Origin of the sequence: Xenorhabdus entomophaga (assembly GCF_037996725.1) — a bacterium.
Lineage (GTDB): Bacteria > Pseudomonadota > Gammaproteobacteria > Enterobacterales > Enterobacteriaceae > Xenorhabdus > Xenorhabdus khoisanae.
The window spans coordinates 57,841-76,038 of the sequence record NZ_JBBMXH010000001.1; the positions used below are offsets into that span (position 1 = coordinate 57,841).

General features: G+C 44.9%; 15 protein-coding genes. 10 read left to right on the top strand and 5 right to left on the bottom strand.

The window, feature by feature from the left end:
* Positions 1–37 precede the first annotated feature (37 nt).
* Positions 38–535: a DUF2938 domain-containing protein gene (locus tag AAC854_RS00230; RefSeq protein ID WP_340615358.1), complete on the top strand. Its 498-nt coding sequence runs from the start codon at positions 38–40 to the stop codon at positions 533–535.
* Positions 536–715: 180 nt separating this feature from the next.
* Here the strand turns inward: AAC854_RS00230 and AAC854_RS00235 are convergent, their stop codons facing one another.
* From AAC854_RS00235 to trxA, 5 genes are all read right to left on the bottom strand, one after another.
* Complete coding sequence (locus tag AAC854_RS00235) at positions 716–1,948, bottom strand: MFS transporter (RefSeq protein ID WP_340615359.1); 1,233 nt, start codon at positions 1,946–1,948, stop codon at positions 716–718.
* Positions 1,941–3,149 carry an MFS transporter gene (locus tag AAC854_RS00240; RefSeq protein ID WP_340615360.1) on the bottom strand — a complete coding sequence of 403 codons (1,209 nt, stop codon included), beginning with the start codon at positions 3,147–3,149 and terminating at the stop codon, positions 1,941–1,943. Before AAC854_RS00240 ends, AAC854_RS00235 begins: the two co-directional genes overlap by 8 nt.
* A gap of 514 nt (positions 3,150–3,663) precedes the next feature.
* On the bottom strand, positions 3,664–5,067 hold the full coding sequence (locus tag AAC854_RS00245; RefSeq protein WP_340615361.1) for an MFS transporter: 1,404 nt from the start codon (positions 5,065–5,067) through the stop codon (positions 3,664–3,666).
* 97 nt (positions 5,068–5,164) lie between these two features.
* Complete coding sequence (gene trxB / locus AAC854_RS00250; RefSeq protein WP_340615362.1) at positions 5,165–6,115, bottom strand: thioredoxin-disulfide reductase; 951 nt, start codon at positions 6,113–6,115, stop codon at positions 5,165–5,167.
* A gap of 101 nt (positions 6,116–6,216) precedes the next feature.
* Positions 6,217–6,537, bottom strand: a complete 321-nt coding sequence (gene trxA / locus AAC854_RS00255; protein WP_340615363.1) for a thioredoxin — start codon at positions 6,535–6,537, stop codon at positions 6,217–6,219.
* 506 nt (positions 6,538–7,043) lie between these two features.
* Between trxA and AAC854_RS00260 the strand changes: the two genes are divergently transcribed.
* The 9 genes from AAC854_RS00260 to AAC854_RS00300 all read left to right on the top strand — a co-directional run bounded on the left by AAC854_RS00260 (position 7,044) and on the right by AAC854_RS00300 (position 17,991).
* Complete coding sequence (locus AAC854_RS00260) at positions 7,044–7,403, top strand: carboxymuconolactone decarboxylase family protein (protein WP_340615364.1); 360 nt, start codon at positions 7,044–7,046, stop codon at positions 7,401–7,403.
* 670 nt (positions 7,404–8,073) lie between these two features.
* On the top strand, positions 8,074–11,472 hold the full coding sequence (locus AAC854_RS00265) for a non-ribosomal peptide synthetase (protein WP_340615365.1): 3,399 nt from the start codon (positions 8,074–8,076) through the stop codon (positions 11,470–11,472).
* A gap of 3 nt (positions 11,473–11,475) precedes the next feature.
* Positions 11,476–13,137 carry a GMC family oxidoreductase gene (locus tag AAC854_RS00270; protein ID WP_340615366.1) on the top strand — a complete coding sequence of 554 codons (1,662 nt, stop codon included), beginning with the start codon at positions 11,476–11,478 and terminating at the stop codon, positions 13,135–13,137.
* Complete coding sequence (locus AAC854_RS00275; RefSeq protein ID WP_340615367.1) at positions 13,127–13,852, top strand: thioesterase II family protein; 726 nt, start codon at positions 13,127–13,129, stop codon at positions 13,850–13,852. The genes AAC854_RS00270 and AAC854_RS00275 overlap by 11 nt, the downstream gene beginning before the upstream one ends.
* Positions 13,853–13,876: 24 nt before the next feature.
* Entirely contained in the window at positions 13,877–15,013 is a 1,137-nt protein-coding gene (locus AAC854_RS00280; protein ID WP_340615368.1) for an acyl-CoA dehydrogenase family protein, read from the top strand.
* A 48-nt stretch (positions 15,014–15,061) separates the two neighbouring features.
* A complete protein-coding gene (locus tag AAC854_RS00285; RefSeq protein WP_340615369.1) occupies positions 15,062–15,931 on the top strand; it encodes a GNAT family N-acetyltransferase in 870 nt (289 codons plus the stop codon).
* Positions 15,932–16,003: 72 nt separating this feature from the next.
* Positions 16,004–16,468 (top strand): group II truncated hemoglobin, encoded by a 465-nt coding sequence (locus AAC854_RS00290; protein ID WP_340615370.1) that lies wholly within the window; start codon positions 16,004–16,006, stop codon positions 16,466–16,468.
* 68 nt (positions 16,469–16,536) lie between these two features.
* Positions 16,537–17,394: a metallophosphoesterase family protein gene (locus AAC854_RS00295; protein ID WP_340615371.1), complete on the top strand. Its 858-nt coding sequence runs from the start codon at positions 16,537–16,539 to the stop codon at positions 17,392–17,394.
* 21 nt (positions 17,395–17,415) lie between these two features.
* Entirely contained in the window at positions 17,416–17,991 is a 576-nt protein-coding gene (locus AAC854_RS00300; protein ID WP_340615372.1) for a flavoprotein, read from the top strand.
* The last annotated feature ends 207 nt before the right edge of the window (positions 17,992–18,198 follow it).

Consider the following 18,198-nt stretch of genomic DNA (forward strand, 5'->3'; position numbering starts at 1 on the left):
CCATTATGGATAACCACAATTCGGAGGAGCGTAACCGATGAATGAAGGACTGGAGTTTATTGTTTATTCTGTATTGATTGGTGTTGGTTCAACGGTTGTCATGGATCTTTGGGCTGTTTTCATAAAACGTTGTTTCGGCATTCCCTCATTGAATTATAGCCTGGTAGGACGCTGGATTGGACACATGCCCAAAGGGCAATTTACCCATACAAGCATTCTACAGGCCGAACCTGTGAAAGGGGAAAGAGGGATTGGTTGGTTTGCTCACTATCTTATTGGCATCATTTTTGCGGGCATTCTGTTGCTTATTTTGGGACTGGATTGGGCAAAAAACCCAACGTTCCTTCCTGCATTAATCATGGGGATCGTTACTGTCATTGCACCTTTTTTTATTATGCAGCCGGGTCTGGGAATGGGGATGGCTGCATCCAAGGCCCCCGCACCTAATACCCTAAGACTGAGAAGTTTAATGGCACATACTTCTTATGGTGTTGGCCTCTATTTAGCCGCTCTGTTTTTTAGTTATTTGTTGTAACGGTATCGGATCAGGCAAAACTTAATCCGTCGGAGGAGTTGCTGGGAAAATAGCCTAATGGAACGTTTTTGAGGTGTCCGAACGTTATTTTGAAGTTTTTTAATAAATAGCGCTGTATTTGTGAACACCAGCGCTATTATCTTGTAAGATGTTTATTTATTGCCCCACTATTCATTTATTTTAAGATGATTTCATTGAAATCCTCACACTAAGTGGTGTGAGTGAAAGCAAGGCAAAGATAGCCAGAATCAGACCGATCCATAATGGTGATATCAGCCCGTATCCTGCACCAATACTTACCCCTCCTGCCCATGCAATAAATGCCAGCCCACTGTTAATAATAGAGACATGGACACTGTTGACCAGAGGACCTGCATTTGCCACACGCATAACACGTGTAATCATTGCTGGACTCATGGGAACCCCCACAAGACCAATCACTAAAAAGGCGATGACACTGATGTAGCGGCTTTCTGGAAAAAGCGCGAATATCAGTAACGATATAGCCAGAATACTAATCCCGATGGTCAGTACTGCGAAAGTATGCTTATCAGCAAAACGGCCGGTAATCGTGTTGCCAATTACATTCGCTGCACCATAAAGGCCGAGTATAATAGGCACTATGGCTGGCAATAATCCTGTCACTTCAGTCAAAATTGCTGAAATGTAGCTGAAAGCTGCGTAAGATGCTCCGATGATAAGGGCACTTGACGCATAAGCTGCCCAGAGTTTCCCATTTCTAAACGATGTAAGTTGATCACCAAGACGAATATCCGAAGTATTACGTGAAGCAGGCACCAGCGCCCATATAATCAAAGCACAAATGACAGTGAATATAACAACCAACCAAAAACTCAAACGCCAGCCCATGTTCTGATCAATAACGGTTGCGGCGGGTACGCCTAAAACAGTCGCCAACATCATGCCACTGAGTACAATTGATGAGGCTCTTCCCCGCATCTCTGTTCTGGCGACTTCACCACAGATCGCTAAAGAGATACCGATACAGGCAGAGCCGGCAACGCCAGTGATAACGCGGGCAATAGCCATCGACTGATAACTCCCTGCTGTTGCGGCTATAATGCCGCCAACACTGTAGAGAGCCAGTAGCCAAAGTAGTGCCTGCTTGTTGGGAACCCGTAACGTAACAAACAATGCTGTCAGTATCGGCCCACCGACAACCATACCGATAGCGTAGAGTGAAATCAGGTAGCCGATATCTGCGACAGTGACTCCAAACACGCCGGTTAACGATGGCATCATACCGACAACCATAAACTCAGAAGTAGTGAGTACGAATATAGTCAGTCCGAGCAAATAAATGGAGACAGGTATATCACGCTGCTTTTGTATTGGTGGAGCTGTTCCCGATGAGGCTTTCGGGCTTTTTTCCTCTGATTGAATTTTATTCATGGTGAGGTTTCCCTAATGCAACATGATTACGGTTTGTGAGTAAAATCGCCAGTAGTGCTGCAATGACATAAATAACGGCGGCAGTTCCGAACGCCCATACGTAACCATCAATGATCTCTATTTGTGTTGCAGCCACAGCCATTAATCCTGCCAGCCCTACAGTCGGGCCGAGCTCCATGGCTGTGTTCATGACCCCACCAGCCAGACCCGCCTGATGCTGTGGAACATTCATTGTGGAAAGTACCGCAGAGCCTGAAAAAGCCAGTGAAATACCTATTGCGACAAGAACCAGACTGGGCAGTAATCCCACGACGTAAGTTGTGTTTTTGTCAATTCCGACCAACAATCCAAGCCCGATAGCAGCAATAAATAACCCCAGACTTGTCACCCGTGCAGCCCCTATGCGACCAACTAAAGGTGCTGTCATTTGTCCGGTCACAATGAGAGCGACTGCGAACGGCAGGAATGCGCCGGCTGTCATGAGCGGTGTCCATCCCAGTTCCTGCTGCAAATAGAGGGATAAAACGAAGTTGACAACTCCTGAGCCTACGGCTGCCAGAAACATGCCAAATAGTCCTGTGATTCTATTCCGCTCGAAAATAAACCCGGGAGGAAGGAGTGGGTCACGGACGAAACGCTCGAGCACAGCAAAGGCAACTAATGAGCCAAGACCGATCAGTAGTGGAAGCAGTACCACTGATGATGTCCACGGATGATCGCCAGTTAATATCAGGCCATAACTACTTAAGGAAATACCGAACGTAGCGAATATTGCACCAATCAGGTCTAATTTCGACCGATGCTGGTGAGACTCATCAATTCCGGCTGGAAGTAGACTGCGGGTGCTGAGCAAACCTATGACTGAAACCAGAACAGGTACGGCGAACATCCATCGCCAGGAAACCCACGTTGTTACTACACCAGAGATGACAAATCCTAAGACGGCACCCAAAACGGAAACCCCTCCCCATGTGGCCATTGCTCTGCCAAAGGCATTGGGTTCCGGGAATAAAGCACGTAGCACAGCCATTGCAGCCGGTGCTGTTAAGGCTCCACCTATCCCTTGAGTAAACCGCATGGCAACAAGCATCTCGAAAGTAGGAGAGAAACCTGCAATAACAGAAGATATACCGAAGATGAATAAACCAATGGCAAACATCCGTCGTCCCTGAAACTTATCGGCCAGCCGCCCTCCAAACAATAGTAATCCACTGAATGGGAGCCCGTAAGCAGCAAGAACAAGAAGCAGATGTGAGGTTGAACTCCATCGCGATTTTTGGAAGTGGAACTGTAACGATTGCAATCGTGAAAATAAGAATACACTGTACGATTGCCAGAACCATAAACGCCAGACACTGATTTGAATGGGGTTTTATCTGTGATGTATCGTTGCTTGTAGAGGGTATGTTGTTAGGCGACATTATAAAAACTCCTGTTCTATAAAAGCGGCATGAGGCACAATGCTCTTATTAAAGCATTCAATATAATTATTGAATGATAGATTGGTCTGGCTTGAAATTTTAGTCAACGATAAACAATCTATGCCGCTTTATTCCTTATCCAGTGTGTAAGACCTTGTCCTTCAGAGGCTGTCGCAAGAGGCTGAGGTGATTTTTTTCAAGCGTAGAGCTGAATCCACGCGCATTTTTATTACCTGTTATTTAAAGCCTTAAACAGGTCGATTCCAGTCACTGGAACCATGATTAGCCTCCCGCTCATGCGACGCGGACACGGCGCACGATAAACGTCGCGAGCACCGGAGCAATCGCAAAGACTGCAAACAGCCATATAGCAGCACTCTGAGTGCCTGCCAACCCACCGGGGTCTGTGAATCCTGCAAGATTTGCAACGATACCGGCAAGTGCTGAGCCAATGGCTGTCGCACACAGTTGCACGGTCGTGATCGATGTCGACGCAAGATCTTCCTGCCCAGCAGGTGCGCTCATAAACACTTGTGTGAGCAGATGCGGCCAGGTGGCACCAATACCAGCTCCAACCGCTGCGAGCGCAATGCACATCAGTGTAAGACTAAGTGCCGGGCTGAGCAGGTGCTGTGATGGCATGATGATTGCGAGCACGATGAGCGCAAGTACAACGAGAATCGGGCCACGTCGCACAAGTAACTGTGCAGTATGTGGGCTGCGTCCGGAGCTGAACAATGAGCCAGCCGTCCAACCAGCCGCCATCAGTGCAGTCGCATAGCCAGCAATTAACGGAGGATAGCCGTGGATGGTTTGCAGAAAATACGGCACGAATATCTCGGTTGTCATACCAATTACAAGCAGGCTCATGCAGGCATAGATTGCACCAAGAGGCGCACGTATATCGTAAGCGCCGGTCGGCAGCAATTTAATTTTAGATTCACGATCAAAGCGTGCAATCAATGCGACGATCGCGAGGCCAACAACGACACCGGCGATATTTACAAAAGTCGCCTTCGACAGACTTGCGACCGATATAATAAGTACTGATACACCGAGCAGCAGGATCTTGCCAATTGCAGCCCGCTCTGCCTGGGTATCAGATTTCTGATAGGCAGCTAATTGGATGAGCACAATCACCGCAAGCACAGCAGCAACCGGCAAAAGTGCTATAAATGCGAGACGCCAGGTGTTGGCGTGCGCAAAGATCCCGCCAACTGCAGGCCCGCAGAGCGTTGCGATACCCCACATACCGGAGACCATCGCCATCGCGCGGGGCCATAACCGTTCATCGAATACGATACGGATGAGTGCGTAGCTAAGTGCAAACAAAATGCCACCGCCGAAGCCCTGAATAAACCGTCCGACAAGCATCCACATCATGTCCTTCGCACTAGCGCATATGAGTGTTCCTCCACAGAACACTACGAGAGCAACGAGATAAGCAACACGCGGCCCGAAACGACTTAGCACGTTTTTGGACAATGGCGCGCCAATAATCGACGCGACCATGAATAGCGTAGTGTTCCATGCATAGTATTCAAGTCCACCAATGTCTCGTACAACGGATGGCAGGATTGTCGTTGCGATATAGATATTAATCGCATGTAATGCAACTCCCCCTGCAAGCGCAATTGAAAGCAAGCCATTACGTCCGGAAAGCAGTTCTCCCCAAGTGGGGGCATTGTTAGAACTCATGGACTACCTCGTCTGTTTGTAGATTGAAAAACACCACTACAACCCTTTGGAGTCATGCCCCAGTACATTTCTGAATGGTCTTAATGCGTTAATAATATTATAAATTATTAAACTGTAGCCATTTCCCTACATCAAGTGCCGCCATGCACCCTGAACCTGCTGATGTTATTGCCTGACGATATTTGTCATCAGCAACATCTCCTGCTGCAAATACCCCGGGGATTGATGTCATTGTTTCAAAATGATGAGATCTGCCATTAACAATAATATATCCATTATTCAGCTTTAATTTATTTTTCAAAAAATCCGTATTCGGATTATGGCCTATAGCCATAAAACAGCCACTGATAGGAAGATCAAATAAGATATCATCAAATGTATTTATTAAAGCGAGTCCTTTAAATTCATTCTGATATTCTATATACCCTTTCACTTCTGTATTCCAGAGTATATCAATCTTACCTTCACTGACTTTAGCCATCAGTCTGTCCTGTAGGATTTTTTCAGCTCTTAGCTCAGCTCGCCTATGAATCAGAAAAACTCGCCTGGCTATATTAGCAAGATATAATGCTTCTTCAATGGCAGTATTGCCACCACCTATTACTGCAACATCCTGACCTTTAAAGAAAAAACCATCACAAGTCGCACAGGATGAGAGCCCTTTACCATGTAAATTATTTTCATTAGGCAGATTCAAATAACGTGCCGTTGATCCTGTTGCAATAATGATACTTTCCGCTCGGTATTCATTTTTCTCCCCGGAAACCAAAAAGGGTTTAGAATCAAAATCGACTGAAACTATATGGTCATTAGTTATTTCCGGAATAAACTCTTTCGCATGCTTATCCATTCTTAACATAAGTTCAGGGCCTGTTGTCCCTCCCGGCTCTCCCGGCCAATTCTCAACATCAGTGGTATTCATTAATTGCCCGCCCAGTTCCAAACCGGAGACAACAATAGGAGAAAGACCTGCCCTAGCCGCATATATCGCCGCAGTATACCCAGCAGGGCCAGTTCCTATAATTAATACTTTCGTATAAACAGACATTAAATGCTCCTTGTTTTACCAATTAAAAGCAAATGATGATATTGGTTTGGACTGTTAGGTAAGGCAGGCTCCTAAAACCCTCAAATTTAACTCAACCTGAACTACAAATTTTGAGAAACCATATTCTTGAATTGTGTCAATGAAGCAACGCCAACAAGAGAATCTACAGGTTGCCCATCTTTATATACTATTGTCATTGGTATGCTGCGAATGCCATATTTCATAGCGATATTATTAGCATTATCAATATTGATTTCCCCGAAAGTGGCACTATCTTTCATATCGATTGATAACTGATTAAACGTTGGTGCTACCGCACGACACGGGCCACACCATGGTGCCCAGAATCTGACAACACAGATCCCTTTAGTATCGACTACACTATCAAAATTATCTTCGGTTAATTCAATTAATGTACTCATATTCAATCCTCAACAAAATTTTCAAGTTACTGAAACACAGCTTATAAATAAAATGTGGGGTATGCGAATGTAAATTTGTTAACTTAATATTGGAACATTCGTTTTATGAAGCCATGTACAAGATAATCGCTAACTCAGAATACTCGACACCCGTAATTCAATTATTATATTGAATATTATAGTTAGATCAATAGATCTTTCCCTATCAGAAAGATAGGGATAGGCTATCAATTAATGACGGTTAGTTATTAAAACCCTTAAAACAAATGACACAAAAATTATCTAAGTAGTATCGGATAAATACAATTACCAAAAAAAAATCAACCACATAAATTATTATTGGAGTTTGAGTCACGTTCTTCTCCACACGTTTTAGTCTTCAAGGAAAACAACCATTGACCACAATCAGATATTCAATAATATAATTGAATGAAAATTCAGGTGAAATGGACACTCACCAGCTTCAATGAAGAATGTCTATTAACATAAGATTAAGGAAGGAAAACATGAGTAAGACACAAACAGTGAATAAACAAATTCACACTTTTTCTGACGCTATTTCCACTATGACTCATGCTTCATCTGATATCGCATCTGCATTTGAAAAACTTTACACTACAACACTGAATAATGGAAAACTTCCCCAAAAATTCAAAGAGTTAATTGCCATCATAATCGCTATAGCCTCTGCTTCTGACGAATCACTCAGAAACCACATTCGTTCTGGTATAGAAAGTGGATTAACACGAGAAGAGTTAGTTGAGGGGATTGGCGTAGTAATATTAATGAAAGGTGAAAATGCTTTTATTTACAGTGCAAAAGCGTTAACTATATATGATCTTGATAAAAACAGTTATAAACGCTGACAATTGAGCTGGCTAAAAATCTCAAAATCCCGGCAGATCTTAGCCAGTTCTCCGACTGACCATGTTCATCAACACGATTCGGTCACGCCATCAAAGGCTCATCCGTGTGATCAACGTATAATTCCATTGCAGAGTTCGCTCATCAGCACAGCGGCCTGCTTCAGGATACTTTTTTCAATTTCCAGACATCTGACCTATTTTTTCAGTTCTTGTATGCCGCATTGCCCGGAAGTTATTAATTTACCCACAGAAGATTAGCAAGTTTGTTAGGCGTCAGGAATTATTATGCTATTACAAACTTGAACTTAGTCAGTATCCATATGTTTTACATAACAATAATCATTAATAAAATGTTATTATTTGATATTACATTTAGTTATAAAAGTGTTATTTTTGCGTAAGGGCAAACCAACAAATAAAACTAAATACCTTACTAATATTAATGAGGTGTCTGAATATGCACTGCTTTTCGTTTATTTTAAGCTCGTGAATCAATATATTATTTTGATAGTAAATGATGTTTATTTTCACCAAAATAAATTGGTGAACTGTAAATGGATTCTTTGTTAAGAGGTTCAACCATATTCCCAGTGCCATTTTATTTCAAAGATAAAAAATAACTTCAAAAAAATATAAATCAACTTATCAACCAAATACTAAGGGATAATGCATGCAAAATTTTCTCCAGGCATTACAAGAATCCGGATTAGAAATTTCTACCTCTCCTGAATTATATAAACCAGAAAACAAAAATTCAGAAATAGAGTTATCTCAATTGAAAAAACAGGTTAATGGGATGCTTCAAAATAGATTACCATTAATAAATATAACCATCCCTATAACGCTACAAGAAGAAACTAGTGAGACAGAACATTTTCCATTAACAGATATTCAATATGCCTATTTAATTGGACGTAACCCCGGACTGGAACTAGGAGGGTTAACCAGTTGTCTATATACTGAATTAGATATTAAATCATTAGATATCAATTCATTAAATAACGCATTGAACAAAATTATTGAATATCACCCTATGTTAAGGGCGACTTTATCTTTAGATGGGCAACAGCGGATTTTACCTGTTCCATTAAATTACACCATTCCTATTCAGGATTGTAGAAAATGGTCAGCATCAGAAAAAGATAAAATGCTGGAAAATATTCGTCAGGAAATGGAAACACAATTACTTCCCCTTGATAAAGCCCCTACATTCGATATACGAGCAACAATAATTAATGATGATATTACTCGCTTGCATGTTTATTTCGATATGATGTTTGTGGATCTTCATAGTATCCGCCTGATATTACGTGATTGGTGGAAAATTTATCAGGGTCACGAGTTACCCATATTAGCTGCTAATATGAATTTTCACACTTATATAAACTCAGAGCGTTATCTACAAGGGCAATTACAAGGGCTACGTGACAAAGCCTACTGGGAACAACAGTTAGATACTTTACCGCAACCGCCAGAGTTACCATTGAAAACAATTCCCGAGATGATTTCCTCTCCTGTGTCCAAGCGTTACAGTAGAAAAATCGCTGCTGAAACATTGCTGGCTCTCAGGCAGAAAGCGGAAGCACACAAGCTAACGCTGGAAACGGTACTTCTCGGCATTTATACAGAAGTCCTTCGTCAGTGGTCGAAACACCAAATTTTTACGCTGACTATCACTCAATTCGGGAGGCGTCCCTATTTTGACGGCATCGAAAATGTTGTCGGTAATTTTCTTCAACCCATGTTGCTGGGAATACGGGGAACAAAAGAAGAAAGCTTCAATGATCGTTTAGTGCAAATCCAGACTGATTTGATGATGAATCGCTGGCATTGTTCCTATAATGGTGTTCAGGTTTTGAGAGAGCTGACCCGCCGGGGTCATAACAACCGGGCAGCAACAGCTCCCGTAGTATTTAGCAATACCCTGACGGCCAATTTGGACGATGTGGTAACAGATATCGGTTGGACGGACGCTACCCAAATTTATAACAGCAATCAAACCCCACAAGTCTGGTTAGAGAACCAAATTGTTCGGGTTGATGGTCTTGTTCAAATTAACTGGAACACTGTCAGTGAATTGTTCCCTGATGGCATGGTAGAAGCCATGTTGGATACATATCTGACGCTGATTGCAACTTGCGCTGAAGATGATTCCGTATGGGATACAAGTGCATCATTGGTGAAATTGCCCGCATCAGATCTGGCAGAGCGGGCAAAATCCAATGCAACCGATATCGCGTTCGATCTTAAACTGCTACATGAAATGGTTTTGCAGGCCGCCGCCAAATTCCCCAATGAAATCGCGCTCATTCAGGGAGAAAAACAAGTTACCTATGCGGAAATGGTCAATAAAGCCATCGTAATCGCGCAACAACTTCGAACCTCGGCCCAAATTCATCCCAATGATATTGTCGCTGTATCCTTGCCACAAAGCCCAGAATTGGTAATCGGATTACTGGGTGTCCTGATGTCAGGTGCAGCTTACGTGGCCATTGATCCCCAGCTCCCTGCCGAACGCCGGATGAATTTGCTCAGTCGCTGTTCAGCCAAAGGGATTATCACTGGCAGCACAGTTTTTGAACATGGTGAATTGACGGGTTTGCTCCGAATAAACCTGGATGAGTGCCCTATGCACAACGCCATGGATACAACACACTGGTCTTCCATGCCTTCAGTACAGGGATTAGATGATCTGGCATATGTCATCTTTACCTCCGGTTCAACCGGAGAGCCGAAAGGTGTCATGGCTTCTCACCGTAATGCGGCAAATACGGTGTTTGATATTAACCATAAATTCCACGTCACAGAAAAAGACGCTGTATTATCCGTCGCACCGGCTGGATTTGATTTGTCCGTCTATGACTATTTCGGGCTATTGGGAGTTGGAGGAAAAGTTATTTTTTCCATGCCTGAAACGGCCAATGACCCAAAAATCTGGTTAGACATGCTAATCAAACATCAAATTACTATCTGGGATAGTGTTCCGGCTCCCGTGAAAGTACTGGTAGACAGAAATGGTTCCGCACTGTCCGAGACCAAATTAAGGTTAATCCTGATGAGCGGAGACTGGATACCTGTCGATCTACCAGAACGTATTCGGGAAAGCCTGCCAGATACTGCGATCATCAGCCTCGGGGGAGCGACTGAAGGCTCTATCTGGTCGATACACTATCCAATCAAGGAAATTGATAAAAACTGGAAAAGCATTCCTTATGGCAAACCGCTGGCAAATCAAACTTTTCATGTTTTGAATAATTGGCTTCTACCCTGCCCCAAATGGGTAACAGGGGAACTCTATATTGGCGGAGACGGGGTGACCCAAGGTTATTTGGGAGACGCAGAAAAAACGGCACTGCGCTTTATTACTCATCCCGTCACGGGTGAGCGGCTGTACAGAACAGGAGATTTGGGACGATATATTGCCGATGGCTTGATAGAAATTTTAGGACGCGAAGATAATCAGGTAAAAATCAATGGATACCGCATTGAATTAGGTGAAATTGAAGCCTGTCTCCTGAGCCATGAAAATGCCAGCCATGTCGTTATTGATGCTCCCGTGCATCCCAAAACCGGGCAACGGCATATCGTTTCCTATGTTGTGCCTGAAACGGTAGAAATTTTGGATACCCCTAGCCATTTTCAAGACCAGTTGAGGGAGATTGCCCGCAAAACGCTGCCCTCATATATGGTGCCCAGTTATTACGTCTTATTGCCCCATATGCCATTAACCAGTAATGGAAAAATTGACCGTAAAGCGCTGCCTATCCCTTGGTCTGATACCGAAGAACACTCTGATGCGCCGGTTAAACCCGCTAATGAGATAGAAGCAAAGATCCTGAAACTCTGGCAAGCACAACTTCAGCATGATGATTTTGATGTCACCGATGGCTTTTTTGATATTGGCGGTGATTCACTGCATGCCGTTGGTTTACTTAGCGCACTGCGACAGGAATTTAACATTACGCCTGTTGGCGAACAAGACATCATCGAAGGATTGTTCATGAATTCCAACATTCAGTCTTTCTCTCGCATCATCGAAACAATCGTTCAATCTCAAGCGGATGAATGAACTATGACCAAAACATACGATTATATCGTGGTAGGTGGCGGTTCAGCAGGATGCGTGGCAGCATCACGCCTGTCTGAAAACAGCATGAAATCCGTACTGTTGATTGAAGCAGGCCACGAATCTGATGTACACAACCCCGCCAGTCCACTCAGAGATGCCTCAAGACTGGTATTGGAAGGATATAACTGGGATTACGAAGCCAATGTGCGCAATGATGATCGGTTCGCCGCTCTCATTGCCCCTCCCGCTCATATACAAGATGACACGCAACAGACTCGCAAATACAAGGAACGCAAGCCGTTCAATTATCGGGTAGGAAAAGTACTTGGTGGTTCCTCCGCAGTCAACGGTGCCATTGCCCTGAGAGGATTTCCGAGCGATTTCGATAAATGGGCCCAAATGGGTTGCCCCAATTGGTCTTGGGAGCAGGTTCTACCGTGGTTTAAGCATCTGGAAAATGATACCGATCGTATCGGTGATGATAACCACGGTTCACAGGGACCGATGTGCCTGCGCAGACCTCCGGATGGCGAGATCCATCCCCTTGATATGGCTTTTGCCCGTGCCTGCGAACAGTTTGGTGTGCCTTATGTCGATGATCTCAATATCGGTGAAGATCCCGCCGTCGGCCCTGTGCCCGCCAATGTCATTAATGGCGCAGAAAGAGTGGATGTTTATCGTTCATACCTTGAACCGATCCTGAACAGAGAAAATCTGCACGTGATGACTGATGCACTGGTCACGCAGATCATTTTTAACGGCACCGTCGCTTCGGGGATAAAAATCATTCAGGCAGGAGAAGAGCGGGTTTATCAGGCCAGACAGATTATTCTCTGCGCTGGTGCAATTGGCTCGGCAACGTTATTGCAGCGCTCAGGTGTGGGGGATCCAGAACACCTGAGCAGATTAGGTATCCCTATTGTTGCACAAGTGCCTGCCGTTGGCAGGAACCTGACTGACCATGCCTCAGTGGTACTCTGGGCGCTACCTAAAGCAGGTGTCTGTACAACGGGCCTGCCGTGGCGACAAATTGCTGCCCGCATCAGCAGCGGTCATGACGAAAAAGTCGATGTGCAAATCGGCTTGCTGAACAATGTTGCCAGTGACACTGTGCCGGGATTCAGGGATCGTGTTGCTTATCCAATGTTAGTTGGCGCTTCCGTCATGTTGATGCGTCCGGAGATTCAAGGACAGGTCTTCATCAGTTCCGCCACGCCTACGGTATTGCCCCAAATTGATCTGCCACTGACCCGTACCCCATCAGATATCGCTCGCCTTATAGGCGGAGTGCGTAAAATTTGGGAGGTTTTGCACCATGCAGAAGTGGATGCCTTCCTTGATGGCATCCAATTCTGGTCACACTCCATGATTTATAACGACGAAATCATGAACAGTGCAATCAAGAACCTTGTCAATCCCGGCTGGCACGCATCCGGAACGCTCAGAATGGGCAGCAGTAGTGATCCGGATAGCGCCACACAGGAAGACGGTCGGGTGCATGGCATTACTGGCGTGACAGTCGCTGATGCCTCCCTGTTTCCCACTATTCCCTCCATGCCTACCAATCTGACAACCATTATGGTTGCGGAACGCATTGTCAGCTTCTTAATAGAAAGAGAAGCAGAGAGAGAAACCACCAGCGATCGGAGAACAAATGGACACTAATTGCAGGCGGGTGATTTATGCCTTTCCACATGCCGGGGCAACAACAGCCATCTATCGCCGCTGGCTAAATGATCTTATGACAACCAAATCCGCAATTTTACAACCTGTTGCGATCCCAGGTCGTGGTCATCTGGCTAAAGAGCCTGAAATTCACGATCTCGATTCACTGGTTGAACGGCTGGCATCAGATATTTGGGCCGACTTCCAACAAAAACAGGCACAGGGCATTACAGAGTGGATCACCTTTGGCCATAGCTTTGGTGGTGTGCTGAGTCTCGCGGTGGGTCAGGCATTAATGAAAAACCATGGCATTGCTCCCCTGTTTGGCGTGATGTCCAGTTCTGTCCCCCCTCATCGCCAACCAGCAGATGAACGGCATGAATGGACAGATGAGCAATTGATTCAGAAAACCAAAGAGGATCAAGGGACGCCCGAAGCCATTTTGAACGAGCCTGCGCTAATAAAACCCATCATCCGCCAACTGCGCAGTGATTACCGGATACGCAGCCAATTTCCCCAGCTTGGCAAGATACAGGTGAATTACCCACTGGTGCTGATTTCCGCTACCCACGATATTCATGTCACTTTGGCGGACATGGAAGCCTGGAAAAATTACACCGCTGGCAATACCTCACTCATCCACATTGAAGGGGATCACTTTGCTGTGTACCAACACTGGGATGTCATCAAACAAATACTGCTGAGTAAGCAATGAGCTGACACAGAATCAGGAGTGAATATGCGTATTGAGATTGATAGTTTTGATAATTACCGGAAATCCTGCCGTGAATTTCTTGAAAGAGAAATCGTCCCTGAACATCAAAGGTGGGAAGAAAATGGGCTAGTTGAACGCTCCTTTTGGGAGAAGTTAGGTCAGTCAGGCTTATTAGGCATGAGTGTCACTCCCGAATTTGGGGGATTGGGAAAAAGCGATTACCGATTCGCGGTAATTCTGACAGAAGAACTCATCAAATCAGGTGTGACTGTGCCGGGGATCGTTGCCCATAATGATGTTGTTGCCAGCTATATTTTTGCCCTTGGTAATGAGGAACAGAAACAAAGGTGGCTGCCGGAATTGTGTAGCGGAAAACGAGTTGCTGCTATTGCCATGACAGAACCCGGTGGGGGTTCCAATACCGCCGACATCAAAACTGTGGCTACACGTCAGGGTGATTACTATCTGGTCAATGGCGGCAAAACTTATATCACCAATGGCATCAACGCGGATCTGATCGTAGTCGCTGTAAAAACAGAACAAGGGCAACAAGGTCAGGGCATCAGCCTGTTGGCAATAGAACGGGATATGCCCGGCTTCACCAGAGGGGAGCCATTGAAGAAAATTGGCTGGAATGGCAGCGACACGGCTGAACTCTTTTTCCATGACTGCAAAGTCCCCATTACCAACCTGCTTGGCCGTGAAAACCTCGGTAACTATTACTTCATGTCAGCGATGCCCCGCGAACGCCTCAGTATTTCAACTGTGGCGGTTGCCAGTGCAGAACATATATTGCAGAGCACACTGGAATATGTGAAAGAAAGAACGGCTTTCAATCAACCAATCGGCTCCTTTCAATACAACCGTTTTATGCTCGCGCAATTAGATACTGAAGTAAAAATTGCCCGCATCTACCTTGATAACGCCGTTGAACTCTTTAACCAAGGCCTTTTCAGCCTGGTGGATGCCGCCCGCATCAAGTGGTGGACGACTGAACTTCAAATGAAAGTGGCAGATCGCTGCCTGCAATTGCACGGAGGGCTGGGCTACCTGCGTGATTCCACTGCCGGCAAAAATTGGCTGAATAGCCGTGCCCAGACTATTTATGGTGGAACCAGCGAAGTACTGCAGGAAATCATCAGTAAATCACTTGGACTTTAAGACCACACCATACTGGTACTCAACCCTATTCGAGAGGATATATTGATTATGAATGAAAGGAGCACTCAAACGTGTCTCATCCGTTCGGTGAATCTGAGTCAATGGAATTCTATCGTTCTCAATTGGGCAAATAATGAAAACTGGGATATTAGTTCGGGCGATACGGCTTGTTTCTTTAATGTAGACCCAGATGCTTTCTTTATCGCCTATCATAATATGCAACCTATCGCATCAATGTCGATGGTAAGTTATTCAGACCATTACACATTCGGTGGTAGCTTCCTCATCCCACCGGAATTCCGCAATAGTGTTTGTGCAGGGAAAATATGGAAATGGTCTATGGATTACGCAGAACATCGCACCATTGGCTGTGATGGTAACTGGGATAAAACCTCACTCTACGAAAAAAGAGGATTTGTTAAACATTATCGTAATGTCCGGCTTTCTGGAGCCATCCAGAAAAAAATCACACCCCCAGCAGGCGCTATTCTGATCACACCAGCCAATATTGATGAAGTCATTAAATATGATGCGGAATGCACCGGCGTTTATCGGGGCGCATTGCTTGCCAATTGGTTCTGGGGAAAAGAGCGTTATGGATTTTGTACTTATTCCAGAACAGGAATTTCCGGGATCATAGGCATAAGGCGATCCCAAAATGGTTACCGAATAGGCCCTTTCCATGCCGACAATGCCGAAGTTGTTGAAACGCTGGCTCTTACCGCATTCGCACAAGCCTCTGATGGTTTACCTATATCGGCGGATGTTCCCGAAACCGATAACAACGACTTTCTCCAACTGGCTAACGAGTATGGGTTAAAGGGACTCTTTAACACATACAGAATGTACAAAGGCAATTTCATCCCAAAGGGGCAGATAGATAAGGTTAAGGCCATTGCGTCTTTGGAGTTGGGGTAACGGATATCAACACATAGCCGTTGCCTGAATCGCAACATCATTAATAAATATCTTCATATGAGAGGTTATATTATGGCAAATGAAGCACCGACCTTATTTGAATGGATGGGAGGTCGTGAGGCCCTCATGAAACTCATGACCATCTTTTATGCCAAAGTTGAAAAAGATGAGCTACTCGCTCCGCTGTTCCAACACATGAAAGCCGATCACCCCGGCCATGTCGCCATGTGGTTGGAAGAAGTGCTCGGTGGCGAAAAGCGCTATACCGATGAGCGCGGTGGCTTCAAGGTCATGTTAAGCCGTCACAGAGGCAGAAGCATTCAGCCAGAACAAAGGAAAAGATGGGTAGATTTGCTGATGCAGTCTGCTGATGAAATCGGCCTGCCATCTGATCCTGAATTTCGTGCCGCCTTTGCAGGCTATATCGAATGGGGTTCACGCAGGGCTGAAGCCAATTCTCAACCCAATGCCGCACCTTCACGTCGCGAAACCGTGCCCAACTGGGGATGGGGAGAAGCCCCTCCGGGAACACCCTGATTTTTCAGGAAACTCAGGATGTCAGGGAAATAGGATGTTAGGAAAATAAGAAACAAAGAGGTGAGCTCATGCTGCTGGCTATCAGTGACTTACATGTATCTCATGCAACAAATAGAGCTATAGTCGAATCATTCAGGCCATCAACACCCGATGATTGGCTTCTGCTGGCAGGTGATATTGCAGAGCAGGAATCAGACTTTACATGGGCCATCAGTATGCTTTCTCAGCGGTTTTCCCAAGTCGTCTGGACGCCGGGGAATCATGAACTCTGGTGTACGCCAAGAGATCAATTAAAGTTACCCGGCGTATTGCGTTATGAACATCTGGTCAATATTTGCCGACAGCATAACGTACTCACCCCTGAAGATGAGTTTCGCCATTACCGCATGGGGAATGGTAAAACCGTTACCATTGCCCCTATTTTTACTCTATATGATTATTCATTCAGAAATATTGATGACTATACGGCGGAGCAGGCCATAGAACGCGCCCGTCGCTGTGGTGTCATCAGCTCTGACGAATTCTTTCTGAAAACCTACCCCCATAAAAATATTATCGACTGGTGTCGGGAACGTCTCCAATATACCGAACAACGTTTAAACACTATTCCAGACGGTGAAGATATTGTGCTTATAAGCCATTTTCCCCTTCTCCGAAAACCGCTTGAATCTTTGCGCAATACTGAATTTTCCATTTGGTGTGGCAGTGAAAAAACTCATCAGTGGGCATCAGGAAAAGGAGTTCGCATGGTGGTATACGGACACTTACACATCCCTAATCTCGAATATATTCAAGATGTTGCTCATTTGGAAGTTTCTTTGGGATATCCGCGGGAATGGCAAGAACATGGCAGAGATTCTTACTTGGTGCAGCTAGATGGGTTGCTGGAACACGCTAATGCAACCCCTAATCATCCATTTTTATAATAATAAGAGGCTAATTTACCGATGAAAAATGCTGAAATAATTCCACAGATAAAACCTCGGATCTTAATTGGTGCAACTGGATCAGTGGATATTACCCTCCTTCCAAAATACCTTTCAGCAATTAAGGCAACGATCGACTGTACATTGACGGTATTGATGACAAACAGCGCCACCACTTTTTTACCCGCATCAACTGTTGCGCTTTATGCAGACCGGGTTATCAGCGGAGAGTCACCACACGATTGGCCAACAGATAAACCTTCACGCATTGTAGCGGATCATGACATTATGGCCGTTTTACCTGCCACTGCTAACACACTGGCGACCGCTGCCCACGGTGGCGCGACCAACCGATTAACGACCGTGGTTCTGGCTTCCACGTTTCCGGTGCTGTTTTTCCCTGTAATGGGAAGCGTGATGTGGGAAAAAAAGGCGACCCTCCGCAATATTGCCCGGCTGCAAGAAGATGGTTATTTCGTGGTTGATCCCGTTTGGCACGAAAATTTTGACGCGTCATTGCAACGTATGGTGGGACATCCCTCATTACCGGATATTGAAACGGTTATATCACTGCTGAAACAACATCTGGAAAAATAATCCCTGATATTAATATCTCTGTGGAAGAGCACTCCGCACTTTAATTGATAAAAGATTATTTAACGTGTGGGCTGAGTATTCTTCCATCTAAAATTCTCCTGATATACAAACTGATATACAGACGTAAGCTCCCCTTCTACCCAAACCTATGCTACATATCACAGAATCGGTTCATTTAAAAAATTGCAGAATAAACACCTTTTAATA